This is a genomic window from Paenibacillus sp. ALE3 (assembly GCF_054113405.1).
Genome location: NZ_CM134214.1, coordinates 1,319,749 through 1,337,151 on the forward strand (window position 1 = coordinate 1,319,749; position 17,403 = coordinate 1,337,151).

The window sequence follows — 17,403 nt, forward strand, 5'->3', positions numbered from 1 at the left end:
TATACATTTTTTACATAATAAATAAAGACATCACACTTATCACACTTCTATTAACAATGAATTTACAGAAACTCTTATGAAAAAATATGCTTTTATAACCGATATAAAGATGTTGGGGATTTGCATTTTATGTTGAGGTGATATGTCATGAAGAAAAGAGCTCTATTATTAACTTTTAGGTGGATTCCCATTGTTACGATCTTTGCATTATTGCTAAGTGCATGTGGGCAATCAGACGTACAAACCAAGGCCGAACCCATTAAGGTGGGAATCGTGCTGTCAGATATTGGTCTGGGTGACCAATCTTACAGTGACGCGGCTTTTCGAGGTTTGGTCAAGGCACGGGATGAGGGGAAGATTGTTTTTGAATACCGGGAAATAACTGAGACCAAGACGTATGATGCTGCTTTTAATCAGCTTGTTCAAGAAAAAGCAGATTTAATCATTGGGTTGGGTTATATGGTGAAGGACAGTTTGGAGGCCGTTGCCAAAAAGAATCCAGACCGTAAATTTTTAATCGTGGATGAAACATCGGAATTGCCGAATGTGGCCTCCATTACGTTCAAAGCAGAAGAGGGCAGTTTTATGGCCGGAGTTGTTGCCGGTTTGACGAGTCGTACGGAACAGGTGGGTTTTCTTGGAGGTGCGGAATCTCCTCTGCTGAAAAAGTTTGAAATTGGGTATCGTGCAGGGGTGCAATCAGTCAAACCTAATGCGAAAGTTACGACAACGTATGCAGGAGATTTTGGCAAGCCGGAGCTGGGTACGAAAATTGCAGATGACATGATCAACCAGAATCAGATTGATGTCATTTTTGCAGCAGCAGGGCTAACCGGTGTAGGTGCATTACAGGAAGCGCAGAAGCAGCATAAATTCGCCATCGGGGTCGATAGCGACCAGTTTTTTATTGCGGAAAAAGCGGTAGTGACCTCAATGATTAAAAATGTAGACACTGCAATTTATACAGTAGTCAAAGGCTTTGCAGATCATCAAAGAAAATTTACGGAGAAGGATATGGTGTTTGGACTTGCGGAAGAAGGTATAGGTTTGGCGCCTATTCGTGTCGTGACACTGAATCCGGATCAGCAAAAGGTGATGGATAATTTAATGGAAAAAATCAAATCCGGCACACTTACTGTACCCACCCAATAAATTTTCGCAAACGGAGGATGAATGCTGATGAAACTGCAAGGTAAACTGGTGCTTAACGCGATGATTTCCCTGATCGCTTGCCTGGCTTTAGTAGCTTATATTATTTTTGAATTGTTACGTATTAACGCTCAAAGCAGTAATCTTGTTCCAGCTATGTTGAATGTACAGCAACTTAATGCCTATTTGATTCAGTCGGGGCAGGCGCTGCAAAATTATTCTACTTCCATGACGGAGAGCAACAAAGCCGATGTGCAAAATCAGCTAACTCAGTCTGAAAAAACGATTACTTTGCTTTCACAGGGCATGATGCAGACCGAAGCACAGCAAAAGCGACTGGATACGATTAAAACAAAATTCAGCCAATTGAAAGCAGCAACGGAAAAAGCGATGAGTGCTCAGAACAGCCCAGAATCCAAACGAGAGGCCATGCGTGCCCAGGGGATTCAGAACGATGTATTTATGCTGGATCTACTGACCAAGGCGCGTTACGACCAATACACAGAAGAGTTGACCAAGAGTATTCGTTTTACTTGGCAATTAGCCTTGACAGGCGCAGTTCTACTTCTGGTGGCGGTCGGGCTATATAATACATATACCTCCAGGCAACTTGCCCTTAGAACCCGCAAGTTAACGGATGCAGCGAAGCAAATTGCCGAGGGAAATTTAACCGTTCAACTTCCTCAAACAAAGGGCGCAGATGAGCTAGACGAGCTCAATGAATCTTTCCGTGTTATGATCGGGAACTTGCGCAGCATTGTACTCTCCATTGATCAGGCGGGGAATCGTGTCGATCTGATGGCTCGGAATATTGATCAGCACAATGAGGCCATGAAGGAAATTGTGACACAAGTCAGCACATCAACAGAGGAACTTGCGATAGGCAGTCAGAAAATTGCTGAGGACCTGTCATCGACGGTTGGCGTGGTGGATGATATGCAGCAGAAGTTTGAATCTAATCTGCTGGAGACCACGCAATCCACCGCGTATAGTGAGGATGCTTTGCGTGTCATTGAGCAGGGTGCGCGTGTCATGAGTGATCAAATGCGAATCGTTGCGGAGAATCGTTCAGCAATGTCCGAAGTGGAGCAAACAGTCAGAGAGCTGGAGTCTAATGCAGCCGAGATCACAACTATGACCGGTTATGTATCTGAAATTGCCAGCCAGACGTCGCTCTTATCCTTGAATGCGTCGATTGAGGCTGCACGTGCGGGTGAAGCGGGAAAAGGCTTTGCTGTTGTTGCCAATGAAGTGAAAAAGCTGGCGAGTCAATCTGAATCTGCTGTAAAGAAAATTTATACCGCTGTTGAGGGGATCACGCAGGCTATGGATAAGGTGAAGGCTTCTGTGGAGCAAAGTCAGGAGCTGTTCCGCGAGCAGGAGAAGGCAACCTCCTCTACCGGAGAATCTTTTAGAGAGATTAGTGGCAAAGTGCAGCAAATTGCCGGCCAAGTCAGCAAGTTATCCATAGACATGAATGTATCGCGAGAACTGAGTGTACAGGTGCAGCAAGCTATTGAGAATATTAGCGCAATCACTCAGCAGTCCGCCGCAGGCAGTGAAGAGATTACGGCTTCCACGGTGGAGCAGAAGCGTTCCTTCGAGGAATCGGCTGAGAAGGTAAAGGAGCTTCGCCAGATTCGCGAGGAGATGCAGCGGGAACTGAATCGTTTTCAGGTGGAAAAGACGAGCTAAACACTGTAATACGAATACCTATGCTGCTGACCAATGAAGGCAGGCAGCACGTAAGAAGAAGTTCTACCTTGTATAGGGAGACTTCTTCTTTTTATTTTTAATGATGTGACTTCTGTTAAGTTTGGTTTGTAAAGGCAGGAAATTCCACTTCATGCGTCAAATAGATGTAGAGGTAATATGTCATCTAATATAGAGTAAGAGGAAGATGGACAACGTAGTCCGGAAGGATGAAGTTACAGGAATGTTGCGACTTAAGCTTCGATTGATACTGAAAAATAAGCAGACAAGACTGATCCTGCTGCTCACGCTGTGCGTGTCGCTCGTGATCAGCGTGATCGGCTTGCTATCGTATTCAAGATACCGTGAAGGTTTGGATACCGAGCTGAACACACCTAATATAGAATTGTTGCAAATCAATCTGGATGTGACCAATCGGGCTTTCCGTGAGTCGGATAACAAGGCGCTGGATGCGGCTTATCATCCGGATGTAGAGTCTTTTATACGTATTCATACGGACGGAAAGTCGGTATCCAACAAAGCTTCCGTTATAGATCGGCTTCAGAAATATTTGAAAACCCTTTCTTCGAGCGAAGAAATTTATTCGGTTGAAGTCATTTCTTTGGAGAATCATGCTCTCATCTCCAGCAATTATGGTTATTTGCCCGATTGGAACCAGGCACCGGATACAACCTGGGTTCCCTGGATTCAGAACATTCACAAAAAGCCGCTACTGATTAAGCGAAGATGGTATGGCACGGATCAACAGCATGGCACGATAGAACTACTCTCGCTGGCTAGGCCTATAGTAGAGAATGGACAGGTCATCGGTGCAGTGTTAATCAATTTGGATTACGACCGTTTTTTCTCCAAATTGTATATTCATTTATCCAACTCGCAATACGTCTATGATCTGGAGGGTGAGCTGATCTATCCCAAGCTGAGATCGTCCTTACCCTTAAATGAGATGGGCAGGGTTTTGAAAGAGCTGGATGTGAATCCTTACGCTTATGTAGAAATCGGGGATATGGAATATATGGCGAACCAGACCTTCTCTGATGTCACAGGCTGGCGTCTAGTATCACTCGTGCCGATGGACAAGCTGCTGAAAAATGTCAAGCTGGCGCGCAATATGATGCTGTGGCTGGCCTTGATCTCTATCCTGGCTGGGTGCTCAGCGGTTTACTATTACAGTTATGCCGCTTTTCGCCCCATGAAAAAAATTAATAGTCTCCTGAATTCAGGCAATAAGGGAACACGCCAGGGAGGATTGTATGATTTGGAACCCGTGATTAGCAAGTTGGTTGGAGAATTTCACCGCAAATCTTTGGTGGTAGAGCGAAGCTTGCCGGAGCTGCGATCCAAATATATAGAAGATGTCATCCAGCGTAGAATGGGTATACAGGAAATGCGTACGAAATGGGAACAGTATTTTTCCGATTGGGACCGTAATTCTTTGGTTGTTATGGTCGTGTCGATTGATCGGTATTCTATGTGGACCGCAAGCTTTCCAGAAGAGGACAAAATGCTGCTCAAATATGCGCTGAACAATATTTTGCTGGAGATGCTTGAGCCTCAGTGGAAAGCAGTCAGTGCGCCGGAGGAGGAGAATGGTCTGGTTGTCCTGCTGCAGCTCAGGGAGAGTGTATATGAAGTTGGAGCAGAGGGAGTAGCCAAAGAGAGAACATGGCTTCGTAAGAGCGTTGACAGGCTAATTCAGGTTGTTGGGGAGTATCTTCCCATGACTGTTTCGGTAGGGATCGGCCATAAGGTCATAGATATTCAAGAGGTACGGGCGTCTTTTATACAAGGAAAAGAGGCGCTTAATTTACGTTTGTACGAGGGGTATGGACGTTCACATATGAATATGAGCAGCAACATAAATGTGAAATGGGATTGCACAGTGGATGTGCAATCACAGGATCAGGCTCAGGATGCAAGATTACTGGACCATCGGCGTGTGGATCTGATTCGTGCTGTGGAGTCACAGGAGCCTGGTGCAAGTGCAAAGCTAGTCAGCCAATGGGTAGAAGAACTTCGACACTATAGGACATCTCCAAACCAGGTCTACCTATTTGTTCATGAACTGCTGGAAGATTTGCTAAAATGGTGTGCCACTCAGAGTGTGACACCGCCAGATCAGCTCGCTGATTATCATTGGAATCAGATTCTGACACTAGACCTTCAAGACATTGAGCTTTTGCTGGCCATTATGTTGACTGATATTGAAGAAAAATGGCATGGACGCCAACAGTCCAAAGATTTTGTACGCGTACAAGAGATGATCGACTATATGGAAAACTATCTGCATTTGAACATCGGGCTTCAGGAAATTGCGGATCATGTTCACATGAGCGTGTCCTCGGTGAGCAGTATGTTCAAGGAGGAAACGGGGACTACCGTTTACGATTATTTGACTGGATTACGTGTAAAAAAGGCATGCATATTGCTATGTGAAACACATTTGAAAATTGGTGAAATTGCAGAACAGGTCGGATACCGAAATGAGAACAGCTTTATTCGTGTATTCCGCAAGTATAAACAAGTGACCCCAGGGAAATTCAGACAAATCAACAAATCTTCTAATGAATATGCAGATCGGTCAAAAGATCGGCGCTTTGGTGAAATCGAAGATAAATACGAGGATTAGGCGATAGATGTGGACCTCCACGGTGCGGTACATTGACTTCATGTAAGCGTGAACAATATGTCCGTAAAGGTTGGAGGTGACAACGGGTGCAAGATGGGCCCAGTTCATTTTTGGAGAAGAGGAAGCGTAATGAAGAAAAAGCCATGGCAAAAATATGTGCTGGTTGCGGCAGGAGTGGCTATGCTTTCTGCCTTGAGTATCAGTGAATATGTGGATCACCGTACCCTGCAGGATCACAGTCGTATATTTCCTGCGAAGCCAGTAACGCTTGTCGTTCCATATGCGGCGGGGGGCGGTACAGATATTACCGCAAGAGCGTTGGCTAAAGCCGCCGAAAAGCATCTCGGGCAGCCGATCATCGTCGTTAATCGAACAGGCGGTGGCGGTTCTGTCGGGCTGATGGAGGGAGCTGAGGCGCAGGCGGACGGTTATACCGTAACGTATCTGGTCGCTGAACTGACTACATTACCACATTTGGGACTGCTACCAATCACTTACGAGCGTTTTAAGCCGCTGCTTCAAACCAATATGGACCCTTCTGCCATTACGGTTCGGGCGGATGCGCCTTGGAAGACAGCGGAGGCATTTCTGGAGGATGCTAGGGTCCATCCAGGCAAGCTGAAAATGGGTAATGCAGGCACAGGAAGCATCTGGCACCTCGCTGCCGCGATGCTGGAGCAGAAAAGCGGAGTCCGCTTTACCCATATTCCTTATGAGGGAGCAGGCCCAGCAGTTTCTGCTTTAATGAGTGGATTCGTGGATGCTGTACCCGTCAGCCCCGCAGAAGTAAAGAAATACGTGGACGATGGGAAGCTTCGCATACTGGCGATCCAAGCAGACACTGTTTCGGAAGCGTTTCCAAAAGTGCCGACACTTCAGCAGGCGACTGGGCTACGTGTCCATTTTATCGGCACTTGGAGAGGGCTGGCTGTACCCAAGGATACACCGAATGAGGTGGCTCAAACGTTAGCGGATGCACTGATCAAGGGGACGAAAGATGAGGAATTCAGGGAGGAAATGCGGAAGCATGGGTTAGGGTTGCGTGTCCAGGATGCAGAGGCATTCGCACGTCAACTGAAGGATAGTCATGATACTTTCGCCAAATTAATTCCTGAACTCGGCTTAAGTCGCAAGTAAAACGGCCTTGTTTTTGCATTGGCAAAAACGAAAGGGTTGAATGAAGTTATGAAAATCAAACAAAATATCGATAAAATTCCTGGGGGCATTATGCTGGTGCCGCTGTTTATTGGCGCACTTTTTCATACGTTTACTCCATGGGCAGGCGACTATTTTGGATCTTTTACCAAGGGATTGATGACCGGTACGGTGCCCATTTTGGCAGTGTGGTTTTTTTGTATGGGTGCTTCCATAGATGTGCGAGCGACAGGCACTGTTTTGCGTAAATCAGGAACGCTCGTATTGACTAAAATCGCAGTCGCCTGGATCGTGGCGATCATAGCGTCCAGATTGCTGCCTGTTGGCGGCGTAGAAAGTGGGCTATTTGCAGGTTTGTCGGTGCTGGCGCTGATCTCGGCTATGGATATGACGAACGGCGGGCTCTATGCCTCCATTATGCAGCAGTATGGCTCCAAGGAAGAGGCAGGAGCATTTGTGCTGATGTCACTGGAATCGGGCCCGTTGGTGACCATGCTTATTCTAGGTAGTACCGGACTGGCCGTTTTTGAACCGCAAACATTTGTCGGTGCCGTATTACCATTTTTGGTCGGCTTTATGTTGGGCAATCTGGATCATGATTTCCGTAAATATTTTGGAAACGCGACACAGGCTCTGATTCCATTTTTTGGTTTTGCACTGGGGTGTTCTATTGACCTGAGTGTTATTGTTCAGACAGGCGTACTAGGTATTTTGTTGGGCATTTTTGTCATTATCATTACAGGTATTCCGCTGATTCTGGCGGACAAATATATTGGTGGTGGCAATGGTACGGCAGGAATTGCAGCCTCCAGCACAGCAGGTGCAGCGGTAGCCAATCCAGTCATTGTTGCCAATATCAAACCTGAATTTTTGCCTGTTGCACAATCTGCAACAGCATTAGTAGCCGCTTCGGTCATAGTGACCTCTATTTTGGTGCCAATTCTGACGGCATACTGGGCCAATTATATGAAGCGCAAGGGGGAGTCCAAAGGAGCGGGACCTGTAACTCCAGGGGCGAATGTACCTAAATAAAGTTTGAATAATGAGGGCTCAATTCATCGACGTTACCATTACCCGGGAAATGTTGTGTCAGTTGCAGTTACACCTTATATCCTGACATGATAAAACTTGTCCTAAAACGCTTCTGCCAACATACATATGTAAGCAGAGGAGCGTGATGGAATTGGAAAACAAGGTGCGTCGCTATTACCAGTTAAAGCAAAAGCAAAAAGAAATTGAAGGCGAACTGGCTGATTTGCGTAATGACATTACCGCTCATTGTGCAGAGCAGGAAGTATCCGATTGGGAAATTGGCAACTACAGAGTCAGGATTGTACAGCAGCACCGCAAGGAATACGATCATGCGAAATTGTATGATGCATTGCCCGATCCTCAACTATGGCGCTTGTTTTCAAAACCGGATTCTTCAAAAATTGCCAGCTTGCTAAAGCTTAAGGTCATCGCAGACGAGCAAATAAAAGATGCCGTTTCTCATAAAACGGTGACGTTGTTGCAAGTGGATAAAAAGTAAATAAAAAGAGCTGTCCCCGTTTACGGAGCCAGCTCTTTTTATTGAATGTGGTTAGTAGTCTTCCAACTATTCATCTATTAAGCTATTGATCAGACAAACCTTTTCCCATGCCTTTGAGAAAATGAATACCGAACCCCATTGCCCGGTTTACATCCGGGTCATTCATGGCCTTCATAAGATCACGCAGCCGCGTCTTTTTATTCTGCTTTAGATGCTCTTCGGCTTCATTCAGGCCCGTAGTGACGCTGCTTGCCAGTTTTTTCATCAGCTCGGGGTCTACCTCAGACAGCATCCCTGCTGCACCCATCAGATTATTGATCATGTTCGTCACAGGCTTGCGCGTCGCTTGTCCTACAGCGATTTTGGCGATGGCTTCTTTGGCTTTTAGCATAGACTGGGCTGCTTCGAGAAGACCGCTGTCATGCAGCTCCCGTACAATCTCAAGTGTCTTCTGCAATGCCGCCCCATTGTCCGCAAGATCGGCAGTCAGTTGATCCAGGGATTGTTTTTGCCGTTCTTCTGCTGTCAAAATACGTTTTCTCACAATTGAAATAGGCTTAGCCATGGTTTGACCTCCTTATTTTTGATCTACCAAATCGACGTAACCGGGACGATTCCACTTACGGTTCACTTCAACCCCATTTTGCGGATGCCGCTTTTTATAACGTGGATTGATATGAGGCAGTGGATTTTGACCATCGATCTCCAAAATTTGCATCCGTACTTTGGTTTGTTTATAGGCTGGTGTACGGGTGATGATATCAAATGCTCCACCAGTTAATAGATTGACAGCACCCTCATGGCTGGTACAGTGCATTGGCACATAAATTTCAGTTCCCTGTACCCGGTCCGTCACCAGAACACGTAGCTTGACCGCACCATAGGGAGATTCCAGCCGAACCAGCGATCCGTCTGTAACTCCACGCTCCTCAGCCAACTCAGGGGACACTTCCACAAATACTCTTGGAAGTTTGAGCTGAAGGCCTGTTGACTTTGTCGTCATATTTCCTTCATGAAATTGTTCGAGCAGTCGACCATTATTTAAGGTCAGATCGAATTCAGCAGGATACTCTTTTGGTGGTATATATTCGAAAAGTCCCAAGCGTGCTTTTTTATCTGGAAAGTTAAAGCCGTTGGTGTGCAGAAGCGGTGTGTTGCTACCCTCCGGCGATCCCCAATGGAAGCTGTTCCAGCCTTCCAATACGTCATAATTACATTGGGAGAAAAATGGAGTGAGCGCCGCCATTTCCTCAAAAATTTCACTCGGATGACTGTAATTCCAATCAAATCCCATGTGCTTGGCAAATTGGCTGAAAATCCACCAATCCGGTTTGCTGTCTCCTACAGGGCGGAGCGCCTCGTATAAACGCTGTACACGACGTTCGGTGTTCGTGAAGGTTCCGTCCTTTTCGAGTGAAGGTACGGCTGGCAAAATGACATCAGCGAATTCAGCTGTCTTGCTCAGAAATACATCCTGAACGACAAGGAAATCCAAATTCGCCAGCATTTCTTGGGTATGGTTGGAGTCCGCATCCACCCATGCCATTTCTTCTCCAGCGATATACATACCTTTGAGCTTACCCGTCTCAATGGCTTCCAGCATTTGAATGTTATCCAGTCCGCGTTGGCTTGGAATTTGTACGCCGTAGGCCGCTTCGAACTTGGAACGAATGGCATCATTCGTTACGGGCTGATAGCCAGGGAAAATATCTGGCATCGTACCCATATCGGCAGCGCCCTGCACATTGTTATGACCACGAAGCGGATATGCGCCTGCACCCGGACGCATAAAGTTGCCAGTCACCAGCAGCAGGTTGGCAATTGCAATCGAAGTGTAGGAGCCTGCGATGTTTTGTGTCACGCCCATACCCCAGCAAATGGCCGTGCCATCCGCTTCGTGAATCATGGTTGCTACCTGAATCAGCGTCTCTTTGGAAATGCCAGTTTCCTGTTCGGCGAATTCCAAGGTGAAGTTCTCCAGTAATTTCAAATATTCAGGATAGAAATTTACATGTTCCTCAATGAATTTAGCATCATGCCAGTTTTGCTCAATGATGTATTTGGCTACAGCGGATAACCATACATAATCCGTACCTTGCTTCGGACGCATGAACAGATCTGCGCGTTCTGCCATTTCATGTTTGCGCAGGTCCACCGAGATCAGCTTTTGACCATGCAGCTTATGCGCACGTTTGATACGGGTAGCCAGCACAGGATGTCCTTCTCCCGGCGCACAGCCGACCAGTATGACCAAACCTGCTGAGGCAATGTCTTTAATCGTACCGCTGTCTCCGCCGATGCCTCCGGTGTATTGTAGCCCCCATGATGCAGGAGATTGGCAATACCGTGAGCAGTTATCAACGTTATTCGTTTGGAAGACCTGACGAGCCAGCTTTTGCATCAGATAATTTTCTTCATTGGTAAATTTGGACGAGGAAATAAAGCCGAGTGCTTCGCCGCCGTAGGTTTCTTTGATCGCTCCCATTTTACTGGCCATCAGGCTCAAGGCTTCTTCCCAGGTTGCCTCCACGAATTCGTCTCCTTGACGAATTAATGGCGAGGTCAAACGCTGATCGCTATTAACAAAATCCCAACCGAATTTCCCCTTGACGCAGGTCGAGATGCCGTTAACAGGCCCCTTAGAGGTGGGCTGTACCTTCAAAATTTTGCGGTCTTTGGTCCAAACCTCAAAGCTACAACCTACACCACAAAACGTACAGACGGTTTTTGTTTTTTTCGTACGGGTTTCACGCATCGCTGCTTCAGCTTCCGAAATCGCAAAAATCCCGCTGTAGCCCGGTTCCACTTCCTTAATTAAGTCCACCATGGGATTTAACAAATCTTTATTTATGCCGCTCATGAATCCAGCTTCTCCCAGCATGGATTTTTCCATCAAGGCGTTGCATGGGCAGACCGTTACACACTGACCGCAGCTGACACAGGAGGAATCGTTAATTGCAACCCCATCGTCCCAGATCACGCGAGGACGTTCAGCTTCCCAGTCAAGGGACAATGTTTCATTGACCTGAAGGTTCTGACATACCTCTACACATTGGCCGCATGCAATACATTGATTGGGATCATAGCGGTAAAAAGGGTGGGACATATCCACTTCTGTGGGATCAACTTTTGGTCGATACGGATATTTTTGATGCTCAATTTCCATAAGCTCTGCAGTGTTATGCAAGGTACAATTACCGTTGTTGTTATCGCACACTGTGCAGTAGAGGAGGTGATTTTCCAGCAAACGATCCATAGCCTCGGTTTGAGCTGCTTTTGCGCGATCTGAATGTAGATGAATATTCATTCCATTCGTAGCAAGTGTTGAACAGGAGCGCACAAGCTTTCCGTCTACTTCCACGATACATGTGTCACAGGTGCGGATCGGATCCACTTCGGGAACGTAACACAGTTGGGGATGGGCAATATTGTTTTCGTTGATTACTTCAAGAATGGTTGCATTGCTATTCGTTTTCAGTTCCTGTCCGTTTAATGTAATTTTGATCGTACTATCCGTCACGGTTCAGGCTCCTTTCAGATTTTGAATTTTAAAATTGGGAACAAAAAAACTCCACCATAAACACAAGTGCTCGTGTTTAAGCACTTGTGTTTATGGTGGAGTAGTGACCAAGCTCTAGGTCCTGGAGGCCAATCCGCCATAGGAGTATGTATTAATACCAGACAGTACGCGCCATCTGTATATCAATAAATTGAATATGTCATTTTCTGCATGTCATCTGGTGTAACTATAGCGTAAAATTTAAGATAGTTCAACGGTGATTTATTAAAAGGTGATTTATTAAAATTTTTAATCGATAATGATTATCAATTGAGAACGCGAAAAATCATTGACAAACGTTCCAGGATTGCTAACAATAGGAATGTATCTATTTGAGAGCATTCGTGAATGGAGTGTACGTGAGAATCGCGTATATTTTATTTGGCGCAGCGCTTGTTAGTTTGATTTTTCTATATCACATGATGTGAGGATTCGTAAAATCCTGATGTAGATAAATTAACCGGCATTTAGCAGATTCTTCGGTATTCATAAGCGAAGAAGTTGTTGTGATGCCGGTTTTTTGGTTCAGTTTAGAGTTTAAAGAGGTTTATTAATGAAGACGGATTGAGGTGAACGGGATGGCGAACCGCAGCGACGATCAATGGAATCGTCCGTTACGGGACTTGAGAATATCCGTCATAGACCGATGTAATTTTCGGTGCCGATATTGTATGCCTGAAGAAATATTTGGCCATGACTATCCGTTTTTGCCAAAAGAAAAAATATTGACCTTTGCGGAAATTACCCGCCTTTCTCGTATCTTTGTCTCGCTGGGTGTTACAAAGCTGCGCATTACTGGTGGTGAGCCGTTGCTGAGAAAAGATCTGTCCTCGCTCATTCATTCGTTAACTCAACTCGATGGGGTTGAAGATATTGCTATGACGACGAACGGTGTCTTTTTGCCTAAGTATGCAGCGTCACTGCGAGAGGCGGGGCTGAAGAGAGTGACAGTTAGTCTGGATTCGCTTGATGATGATCGATTCCGCCGAATGAACGGGGGGAGAAGCAGTGTAAAGGCGGTGCTGGAAGGTATTGAGGCTGCAGCTCAAGCGGGAATGCAGGTGAAAATAAATATGGTCGTACAAAAGGGCTTTAACGATCAGGATATCGTGCCCATGGCCGACTATTTTCAAAAGAAAAAGCATATTTTGCGCTTTGTTGAATTTATGGATGTAGGCAACACCAATGGCTGGAAATTGGATCAGGTTGTTTCCAAGCAGCAGATCATTGAAACGATCCACGAGCACATGCCGTTAGAACCTGTTCCACCCCAATACAAAGGTGAGGTAGCGACGCGCTATAGGTATCTGGACAGAGACGGGGAAATTGGCATTATTTCATCCGTTACGGACGCTTTCTGCTCCACATGTACACGGGCGAGAATTTCTGCTGAGGGCTCCTTGTACACATGCCTGTTTGCGTCTAAAGGGTACAAGCTTCGCACGATGCTGCGGTCCGAGCAATCCGATGATGAGATTAGATCTTACATTGAGCGTGTATGGAGAGGACGTACCGACCGCTATTCAGAGGAACGGTTGACTCATACAAAGCAAGCATCGTCCAAAATTGAAATGTCACATATCGGCGGGTGAACCAAAGAGCCAGCCTGTCAGAAACAAGGGAGTTGAGCACATGGAAAAGCCGGCTGAGGTAAAACGCGAGATCCTACGTTACCGGGACGGTCAGATCAAGCGTTTTGAAGACACAGTGGTGACGGAGTATCCGGTGACCATTAAAATCAATCAGCAGGAATTTGCCACCATGGTTTGTACACCAGAGTATGTAGAGGATATGGCAGTAGGCTTTTTGGCCTCTGAAGGCGTCATTCAACGGTATGATGATATCGAAGATATTTGGGTTCAGGAAAAAGAAGGATTTGTTCATATTAAAACCCGTCGGATGAATGAGTTTTATCAAAACTTTCATTCCAAACGATACATTACCTCCTGCTGCGGAAAAAGTAGACAGGGATTTTACTTTATAAATGATGCCAAAGTGGCAAAAAGAATGAATGATGCCCATGTTACGGTATCTTTTGATGACTGTTTTCGGCTGATGAATTTGATGCAAACCTCGGCACATACGTTTCAGGAGACTGGTGGCGTTCACAATGCTGCGCTGTGTGATAAAGACGGAATAATCCTGTCCAGAATGGATATCGGCCGACACAATGCGCTCGATAAAATCTATGGGTACTGCCTAAAGCATGATATTATATTACAAGATAAAATCATCGTATTCAGTGGGCGCATCTCGTCTGAAATTTTGTTGAAGGTTGCAAAAATTGGTTGTGAGGTTGTTTTGTCCAAGTCAGCTCCCACAGAGCTTGCACTTGAATTGGCAGAGGATCTCGGGATTACTACCGTCGGTTTTATACGAAGTCGTTCTTTGAACGTGTACACGCACACGGAGCGGATTGATGAACTGGTAGAATCTAAAATATAATATAAAAAATAATCAATGTAGACCATCATCGTTAACCAGCATGGAATAAAACCTTTCGAGGTATTAGTTCATGTTGGTTTTTCTTGGTGTATATGCGATGGTCAGTCCTTGTACTGAAAGGGGGGAACCTACTTAATGAACTATCATATTCAAGTATTTGCCGGACTTGCAGAACTGATGGGAAAGCCTATGATCACGGTGTCTGCTGATCAGGAAACGATGACCGTCAACGAATTAAAAGACTTGCTGTCCAAATATTTCCCTGAAGCAGCGGCCCAGTTGCAGGGGGCTTTTGTTGCCAGAAATCAAGCCTACGCCGCTCCTGAGGATCTGGTTAGTATACATGATGAGATTGCGATTATTCCTCCGGTTTCAGGAGGATGAGTTTCAATAACAGACTAGGTGAATTCGATAGATAGGGTGTATTAAAGGGGGTCAGATGCATAATGCAATATCATATTCAATTATTCGCAGGTATGGCGGAACAATTTGGTGACGTGATCACTGTGGAACTTTCACAGGAAACGGTGACCATTGCAGACATTCGAACAAGGCTGAATGAGCTGTACCCGGAGATAGCTTCACAACTGTCTAGTTCTTTTTTTACCCATCATAAGAAGTTGGCTTCTCCAGATGAACTTGTGCTTCCATCAGACGCAATTGCTCTTCATCAGTCAGCACCCGGAATGGAGACAGTCGTTTCAAAATGTGGCTTATACGCTATTACCTACGATCCGATTGATGCTGATGAGGTAACCTCCAAGGTACACGACCCTTCACATGGGGCTTCATTGACCTTTAATGGTACGACTCGGGAATTTACACAAGGTCAGCGAACGGTGCTGCTTGAATATGAAGCATATGTGCCGATGGCCATGAACACGATGAAGCAGATAGGTGACGAAATTGCAGATCGTTGGCCGTCAACGCGCACTGCTATTACACATCGGCTTGGTACGGTAAGGATTGGAGAGACCAGTGTCGTGATTGCTGTTTCTGCTGCGCACCGTGATGCTTGCTACGAGGCCAGTCGCCATGCCATTGAACGCTTGAAGCAAATCGTACCGATTTGGAAAAAGGAAGTGTGGGAGGACGGCTCGGAGTGGAAGGGGCACCAGCTAGGTGGCTGGAATCCTCATAACACCCCATAACTTCGAGTTAGGCGGGACATCTGGGCTTTTATCTTGTCTGATCAACTTGCAGCAATTAATGGATAAGAAGTATGGGGGCGTAAATTAACATGTCTGAAATGAAAAAGGACCCAATAACAGATGCTGATGCAAAAGCACACACGCAGGCGTCTCACGCCCGATATTCAAGGCAGGAATTATTCGGAAAAATCGGGCCGACAGGACAAAAAAATATCCGCAGCAAGCATGTATTAATGGTAGGTGCTGGAGCACTGGGAACTGCGAACGCGGACATGCTGGTGCGAGCGGGCATCGGACGGTTGACGTTGGTAGACCGAGATTATGTAGACTGGAGCAACCTGCAACGCCAGCAGCTCTACGACGAAGCGGATGCCCATGAACAGATACCCAAGGCAGTGGCCGCCCAGAGGCGATTGCAGCAAATCAATTCGGACGTGGACATCCGTGCGCTAGTCCAAGATGTATCACTGGAGGAAATCGGCGATATTGCCGCAGGGGTAGACCTCATCGTAGATGCCACTGATAATTTCGATACACGTCTGCTTTTGAACGATTACGCTGTAAAGCACCAAATCCCCTGGATTTATGGAGCGTGTGTTGGTAGCTACGGGACAACCTTTACGATCGTTCCAGGACAGACACCCTGTCTGCATTGTCTGCTCGGAACTGTACCGCTCGGCGGTGCCACCTGTGATACGGTCGGTATCATTAGTCCAGCTGTACAAATGGTGGCAGCTTACCAAAGTGCCGAAGCATTGAAGCTGCTGACTGGGGACAATTCAGCCTTACAAGGCAAGCTGATTTCCTTCGATCTATGGAGTAATCAACATCAGGCCATCCAGATCAGCGCCATGAAAAAAATAGATTGTCCGACATGTGGTGAGCATCCAGTGTATCCATTTCTACAATCGGAGCATCAGGCTAAAACGGCTGTACTGTGCGGACGTGATACGGTTCAGATCCGACCAGTCACGCGTGCTGTACGTGATCTGAACGAAGCGGCACGCCTGCTATCCCGCCAAGGGGGCAAAGTGGAGCATAATCCATATCTAGTATCCGTTGTCATTGGAGCGCATCGGTTGGTTCTTTTTCAGGATGGACGTGTTCTGATCCATGGCACCAAGGATATCGCCGAGGCAAGATCTATTTATCACAAATATTTGGGTTGACCCAATAGATTTGGACCGTTATGAGATTGCATTGTCAACTCATTTCGGAATTTAGAGGACAGGGGAAAAACAAATTGAAAAAGAGATTCGGGTACATATTCACGTTTGTTGGATTGTTGGCATGGGTTCTGGCTGGGTGTTCGTCTCCGGCTGCTGTACAGTCGACACCGTCCGCACCCAAAACAGAGTTGATTGTATCTGCCGCTGCGAGTCTTCAAGATAGTCTGAATACGCTCAAGGATCAATATGAAAAGCAGCACCCAGATATCAAGCTTACCTTTAACTATGCTTCATCCGGTACTTTACAAAAACAAATTGAGCAGGGTGCACCCGCTGACGTATTTATATCGGCAGGCATGAAGCAAATGAAGGCTTTAACCGATGCTTCATTAGTGGAAAAAGATAGCGTACTGCTTCAAAATAAACTGGTTGTGGTTGTTCCGCAAGATAAGGCGAACAGCACGGATAATAAAAGTATTACACTCAATGATCTGACAAATCCTTCTTTCCTAAAGCTTGCTGTTGGGGAGCCTACTACCGTTCCAGCCGGACAATATTCCAAAGAATCGCTGACAAAGGCCGGGTTGTGGGACAAGCTGGAACCGGAAATGGTATTCGCCAAAGACGTAAGACAGGTATTAAACTATGTTGAAACAGGCAATGCCGATGCTGGACTCGTTTATTTGACGGATGCCAAATCATCCGATAAAACAGTCGTAGCACTAGAAGTACCTGAGGAATTGCATGCACCTATCCTGTATCCAGAAGGTATTGTAAAAGCAACCAAACACAGCAAAGAAGCAGGCGAGTTCGTCGATTTTCTGCGTACAGATGAAGCCATGAGCGTATTCAGTAAAGATGGATTTTCAGCTCCAACAGAAAAGAAATAGAATTCACAGATA

Annotated in this window: 14 protein-coding genes; 12 read left to right on the forward strand and 2 right to left on the reverse strand. The window is 46.0% G+C overall.

The genetic code is table 11. The features are described from left to right. Nucleotides 1-147 precede the first annotated feature (147 nt). The 6 genes from ACXHJ2_RS06035 to ACXHJ2_RS06060 all read left to right on the forward strand — a co-directional run bounded on the left by ACXHJ2_RS06035 (nucleotide 148) and on the right by ACXHJ2_RS06060 (nucleotide 8,177). Nucleotides 148-1,152 carry a BMP family lipoprotein gene (locus ACXHJ2_RS06035; RefSeq protein WP_165082023.1) on the forward strand — a complete coding sequence of 335 codons (1,005 nt, stop codon included), beginning with the start codon at nucleotides 148-150 and terminating at the stop codon, nucleotides 1,150-1,152. 27 nt (nucleotides 1,153-1,179) lie between these two features. Then, the gene (locus ACXHJ2_RS06040) at nucleotides 1,180-2,844 is read left to right on the forward strand and encodes a methyl-accepting chemotaxis protein (RefSeq protein ID WP_165082025.1); all 1,665 of its coding nucleotides are present in this window, start codon (nucleotides 1,180-1,182) and stop codon (nucleotides 2,842-2,844) included. Between the two features lie 205 nt (nucleotides 2,845-3,049). Beyond that, entirely contained in the window at nucleotides 3,050-5,491 is a 2,442-nt protein-coding gene (locus ACXHJ2_RS06045; protein ID WP_165082027.1) for an AraC family transcriptional regulator, read from the forward strand. Between the two features lie 129 nt (nucleotides 5,492-5,620). Beyond that, nucleotides 5,621-6,628 carry a tripartite tricarboxylate transporter substrate binding protein gene (locus ACXHJ2_RS06050; protein WP_025675910.1) on the forward strand — a complete coding sequence of 336 codons (1,008 nt, stop codon included), beginning with the start codon at nucleotides 5,621-5,623 and terminating at the stop codon, nucleotides 6,626-6,628. Between the two features lie 48 nt (nucleotides 6,629-6,676). After that, nucleotides 6,677-7,678, forward strand: a complete 1,002-nt coding sequence (gene kdgT, locus ACXHJ2_RS06055; protein WP_165082029.1) for a 2-keto-3-deoxygluconate transporter — start codon at nucleotides 6,677-6,679, stop codon at nucleotides 7,676-7,678. Between the two features lie 145 nt (nucleotides 7,679-7,823). Beyond that, nucleotides 7,824-8,177 carry a hypothetical protein gene (locus tag ACXHJ2_RS06060; RefSeq protein ID WP_013372255.1) on the forward strand — a complete coding sequence of 118 codons (354 nt, stop codon included), beginning with the start codon at nucleotides 7,824-7,826 and terminating at the stop codon, nucleotides 8,175-8,177. A gap of 82 nt (nucleotides 8,178-8,259) precedes the next feature. Here the strand turns inward: ACXHJ2_RS06060 and ACXHJ2_RS06065 are convergent, their stop codons facing one another. Beyond that, nucleotides 8,260-8,742: a helical membrane plugin domain-containing protein gene (locus ACXHJ2_RS06065; RefSeq protein ID WP_165082031.1), complete on the reverse strand. Its 483-nt coding sequence runs from the start codon at nucleotides 8,740-8,742 to the stop codon at nucleotides 8,260-8,262. A 12-nt stretch (nucleotides 8,743-8,754) separates the two neighbouring features. Next, on the reverse strand, nucleotides 8,755-11,697 hold the full coding sequence (gene fdhF / locus ACXHJ2_RS06070; RefSeq protein ID WP_165082033.1) for a formate dehydrogenase subunit alpha: 2,943 nt from the start codon (nucleotides 11,695-11,697) through the stop codon (nucleotides 8,755-8,757). A gap of 617 nt (nucleotides 11,698-12,314) precedes the next feature. Between fdhF and moaA the strand changes: the two genes are divergently transcribed. The 6 genes from moaA (at nucleotide 12,315) to modA (ending at nucleotide 17,391) form a co-directional block, all read left to right on the forward strand. Continuing rightward, nucleotides 12,315-13,328, forward strand: coding sequence for a GTP 3',8-cyclase MoaA (gene moaA / locus ACXHJ2_RS06075; RefSeq protein WP_016324579.1), 1,014 nt, complete (start codon nucleotides 12,315-12,317; stop codon nucleotides 13,326-13,328). A gap of 40 nt (nucleotides 13,329-13,368) precedes the next feature. Next, a complete protein-coding gene (gene fdhD / locus ACXHJ2_RS06080; RefSeq protein ID WP_013372251.1) occupies nucleotides 13,369-14,181 on the forward strand; it encodes a formate dehydrogenase accessory sulfurtransferase FdhD in 813 nt (270 codons plus the stop codon). A gap of 135 nt (nucleotides 14,182-14,316) precedes the next feature. Then, the gene (moaD, locus tag ACXHJ2_RS06085; protein ID WP_025675143.1) at nucleotides 14,317-14,565 is read left to right on the forward strand and encodes a molybdopterin converting factor subunit 1; all 249 of its coding nucleotides are present in this window, start codon (nucleotides 14,317-14,319) and stop codon (nucleotides 14,563-14,565) included. A 62-nt stretch (nucleotides 14,566-14,627) separates the two neighbouring features. Continuing rightward, nucleotides 14,628-15,332: a molybdenum cofactor biosynthesis protein gene (locus ACXHJ2_RS06090; RefSeq protein WP_165082035.1), complete on the forward strand. Its 705-nt coding sequence runs from the start codon at nucleotides 14,628-14,630 to the stop codon at nucleotides 15,330-15,332. An 89-nt stretch (nucleotides 15,333-15,421) separates the two neighbouring features. Further along, complete coding sequence (locus tag ACXHJ2_RS06095) at nucleotides 15,422-16,501, forward strand: thiazole biosynthesis adenylyltransferase ThiF (protein WP_446724839.1); 1,080 nt, start codon at nucleotides 15,422-15,424, stop codon at nucleotides 16,499-16,501. Between the two features lie 74 nt (nucleotides 16,502-16,575). Beyond that, complete coding sequence (gene modA, locus ACXHJ2_RS06100) at nucleotides 16,576-17,391, forward strand: molybdate ABC transporter substrate-binding protein (protein ID WP_165082037.1); 816 nt, start codon at nucleotides 16,576-16,578, stop codon at nucleotides 17,389-17,391. Nucleotides 17,392-17,403 lie beyond the last annotated feature (12 nt).

Excerpts from the sequence above, each read along its gene's own strand:
- ACXHJ2_RS06035 (WP_165082023.1), top strand. The coding sequence starts at position 148 with ATGAAGAAAAGAGCTCTATTATTAACTTTTAGGTGGATTCCCATTGTT.
- ACXHJ2_RS06090 (WP_165082035.1), top strand. The coding sequence starts at position 14,628 with ATGCAATATCATATTCAATTATTCGCAGGTATGGCGGAACAATTTGGT.
- ACXHJ2_RS06050 (WP_025675910.1), top strand. The coding sequence starts at position 5,621 with ATGAAGAAAAAGCCATGGCAAAAATATGTGCTGGTTGCGGCAGGAGTG.
- moaA (WP_016324579.1), top strand. The coding sequence starts at position 12,315 with ATGGCGAACCGCAGCGACGATCAATGGAATCGTCCGTTACGGGACTTG.
- ACXHJ2_RS06060 (WP_013372255.1), top strand. The coding sequence starts at position 7,824 with ATGGAATTGGAAAACAAGGTGCGTCGCTATTACCAGTTAAAGCAAAAG.
- ACXHJ2_RS06095 (WP_446724839.1), top strand. The coding sequence starts at position 15,422 with ATGTCTGAAATGAAAAAGGACCCAATAACAGATGCTGATGCAAAAGCA.
- ACXHJ2_RS06065 (WP_165082031.1), bottom strand. The coding sequence starts at position 8,742 with ATGGCTAAGCCTATTTCAATTGTGAGAAAACGTATTTTGACAGCAGAA.
- fdhD (WP_013372251.1), top strand. The coding sequence starts at position 13,369 with ATGGAAAAGCCGGCTGAGGTAAAACGCGAGATCCTACGTTACCGGGAC.
- kdgT (WP_165082029.1), top strand. The coding sequence starts at position 6,677 with ATGAAAATCAAACAAAATATCGATAAAATTCCTGGGGGCATTATGCTG.
- ACXHJ2_RS06045 (WP_165082027.1), top strand. The coding sequence starts at position 3,050 with ATGGACAACGTAGTCCGGAAGGATGAAGTTACAGGAATGTTGCGACTT.
- moaD (WP_025675143.1), top strand. The coding sequence starts at position 14,317 with ATGAACTATCATATTCAAGTATTTGCCGGACTTGCAGAACTGATGGGA.
- ACXHJ2_RS06040 (WP_165082025.1), top strand. The coding sequence starts at position 1,180 with ATGAAACTGCAAGGTAAACTGGTGCTTAACGCGATGATTTCCCTGATC.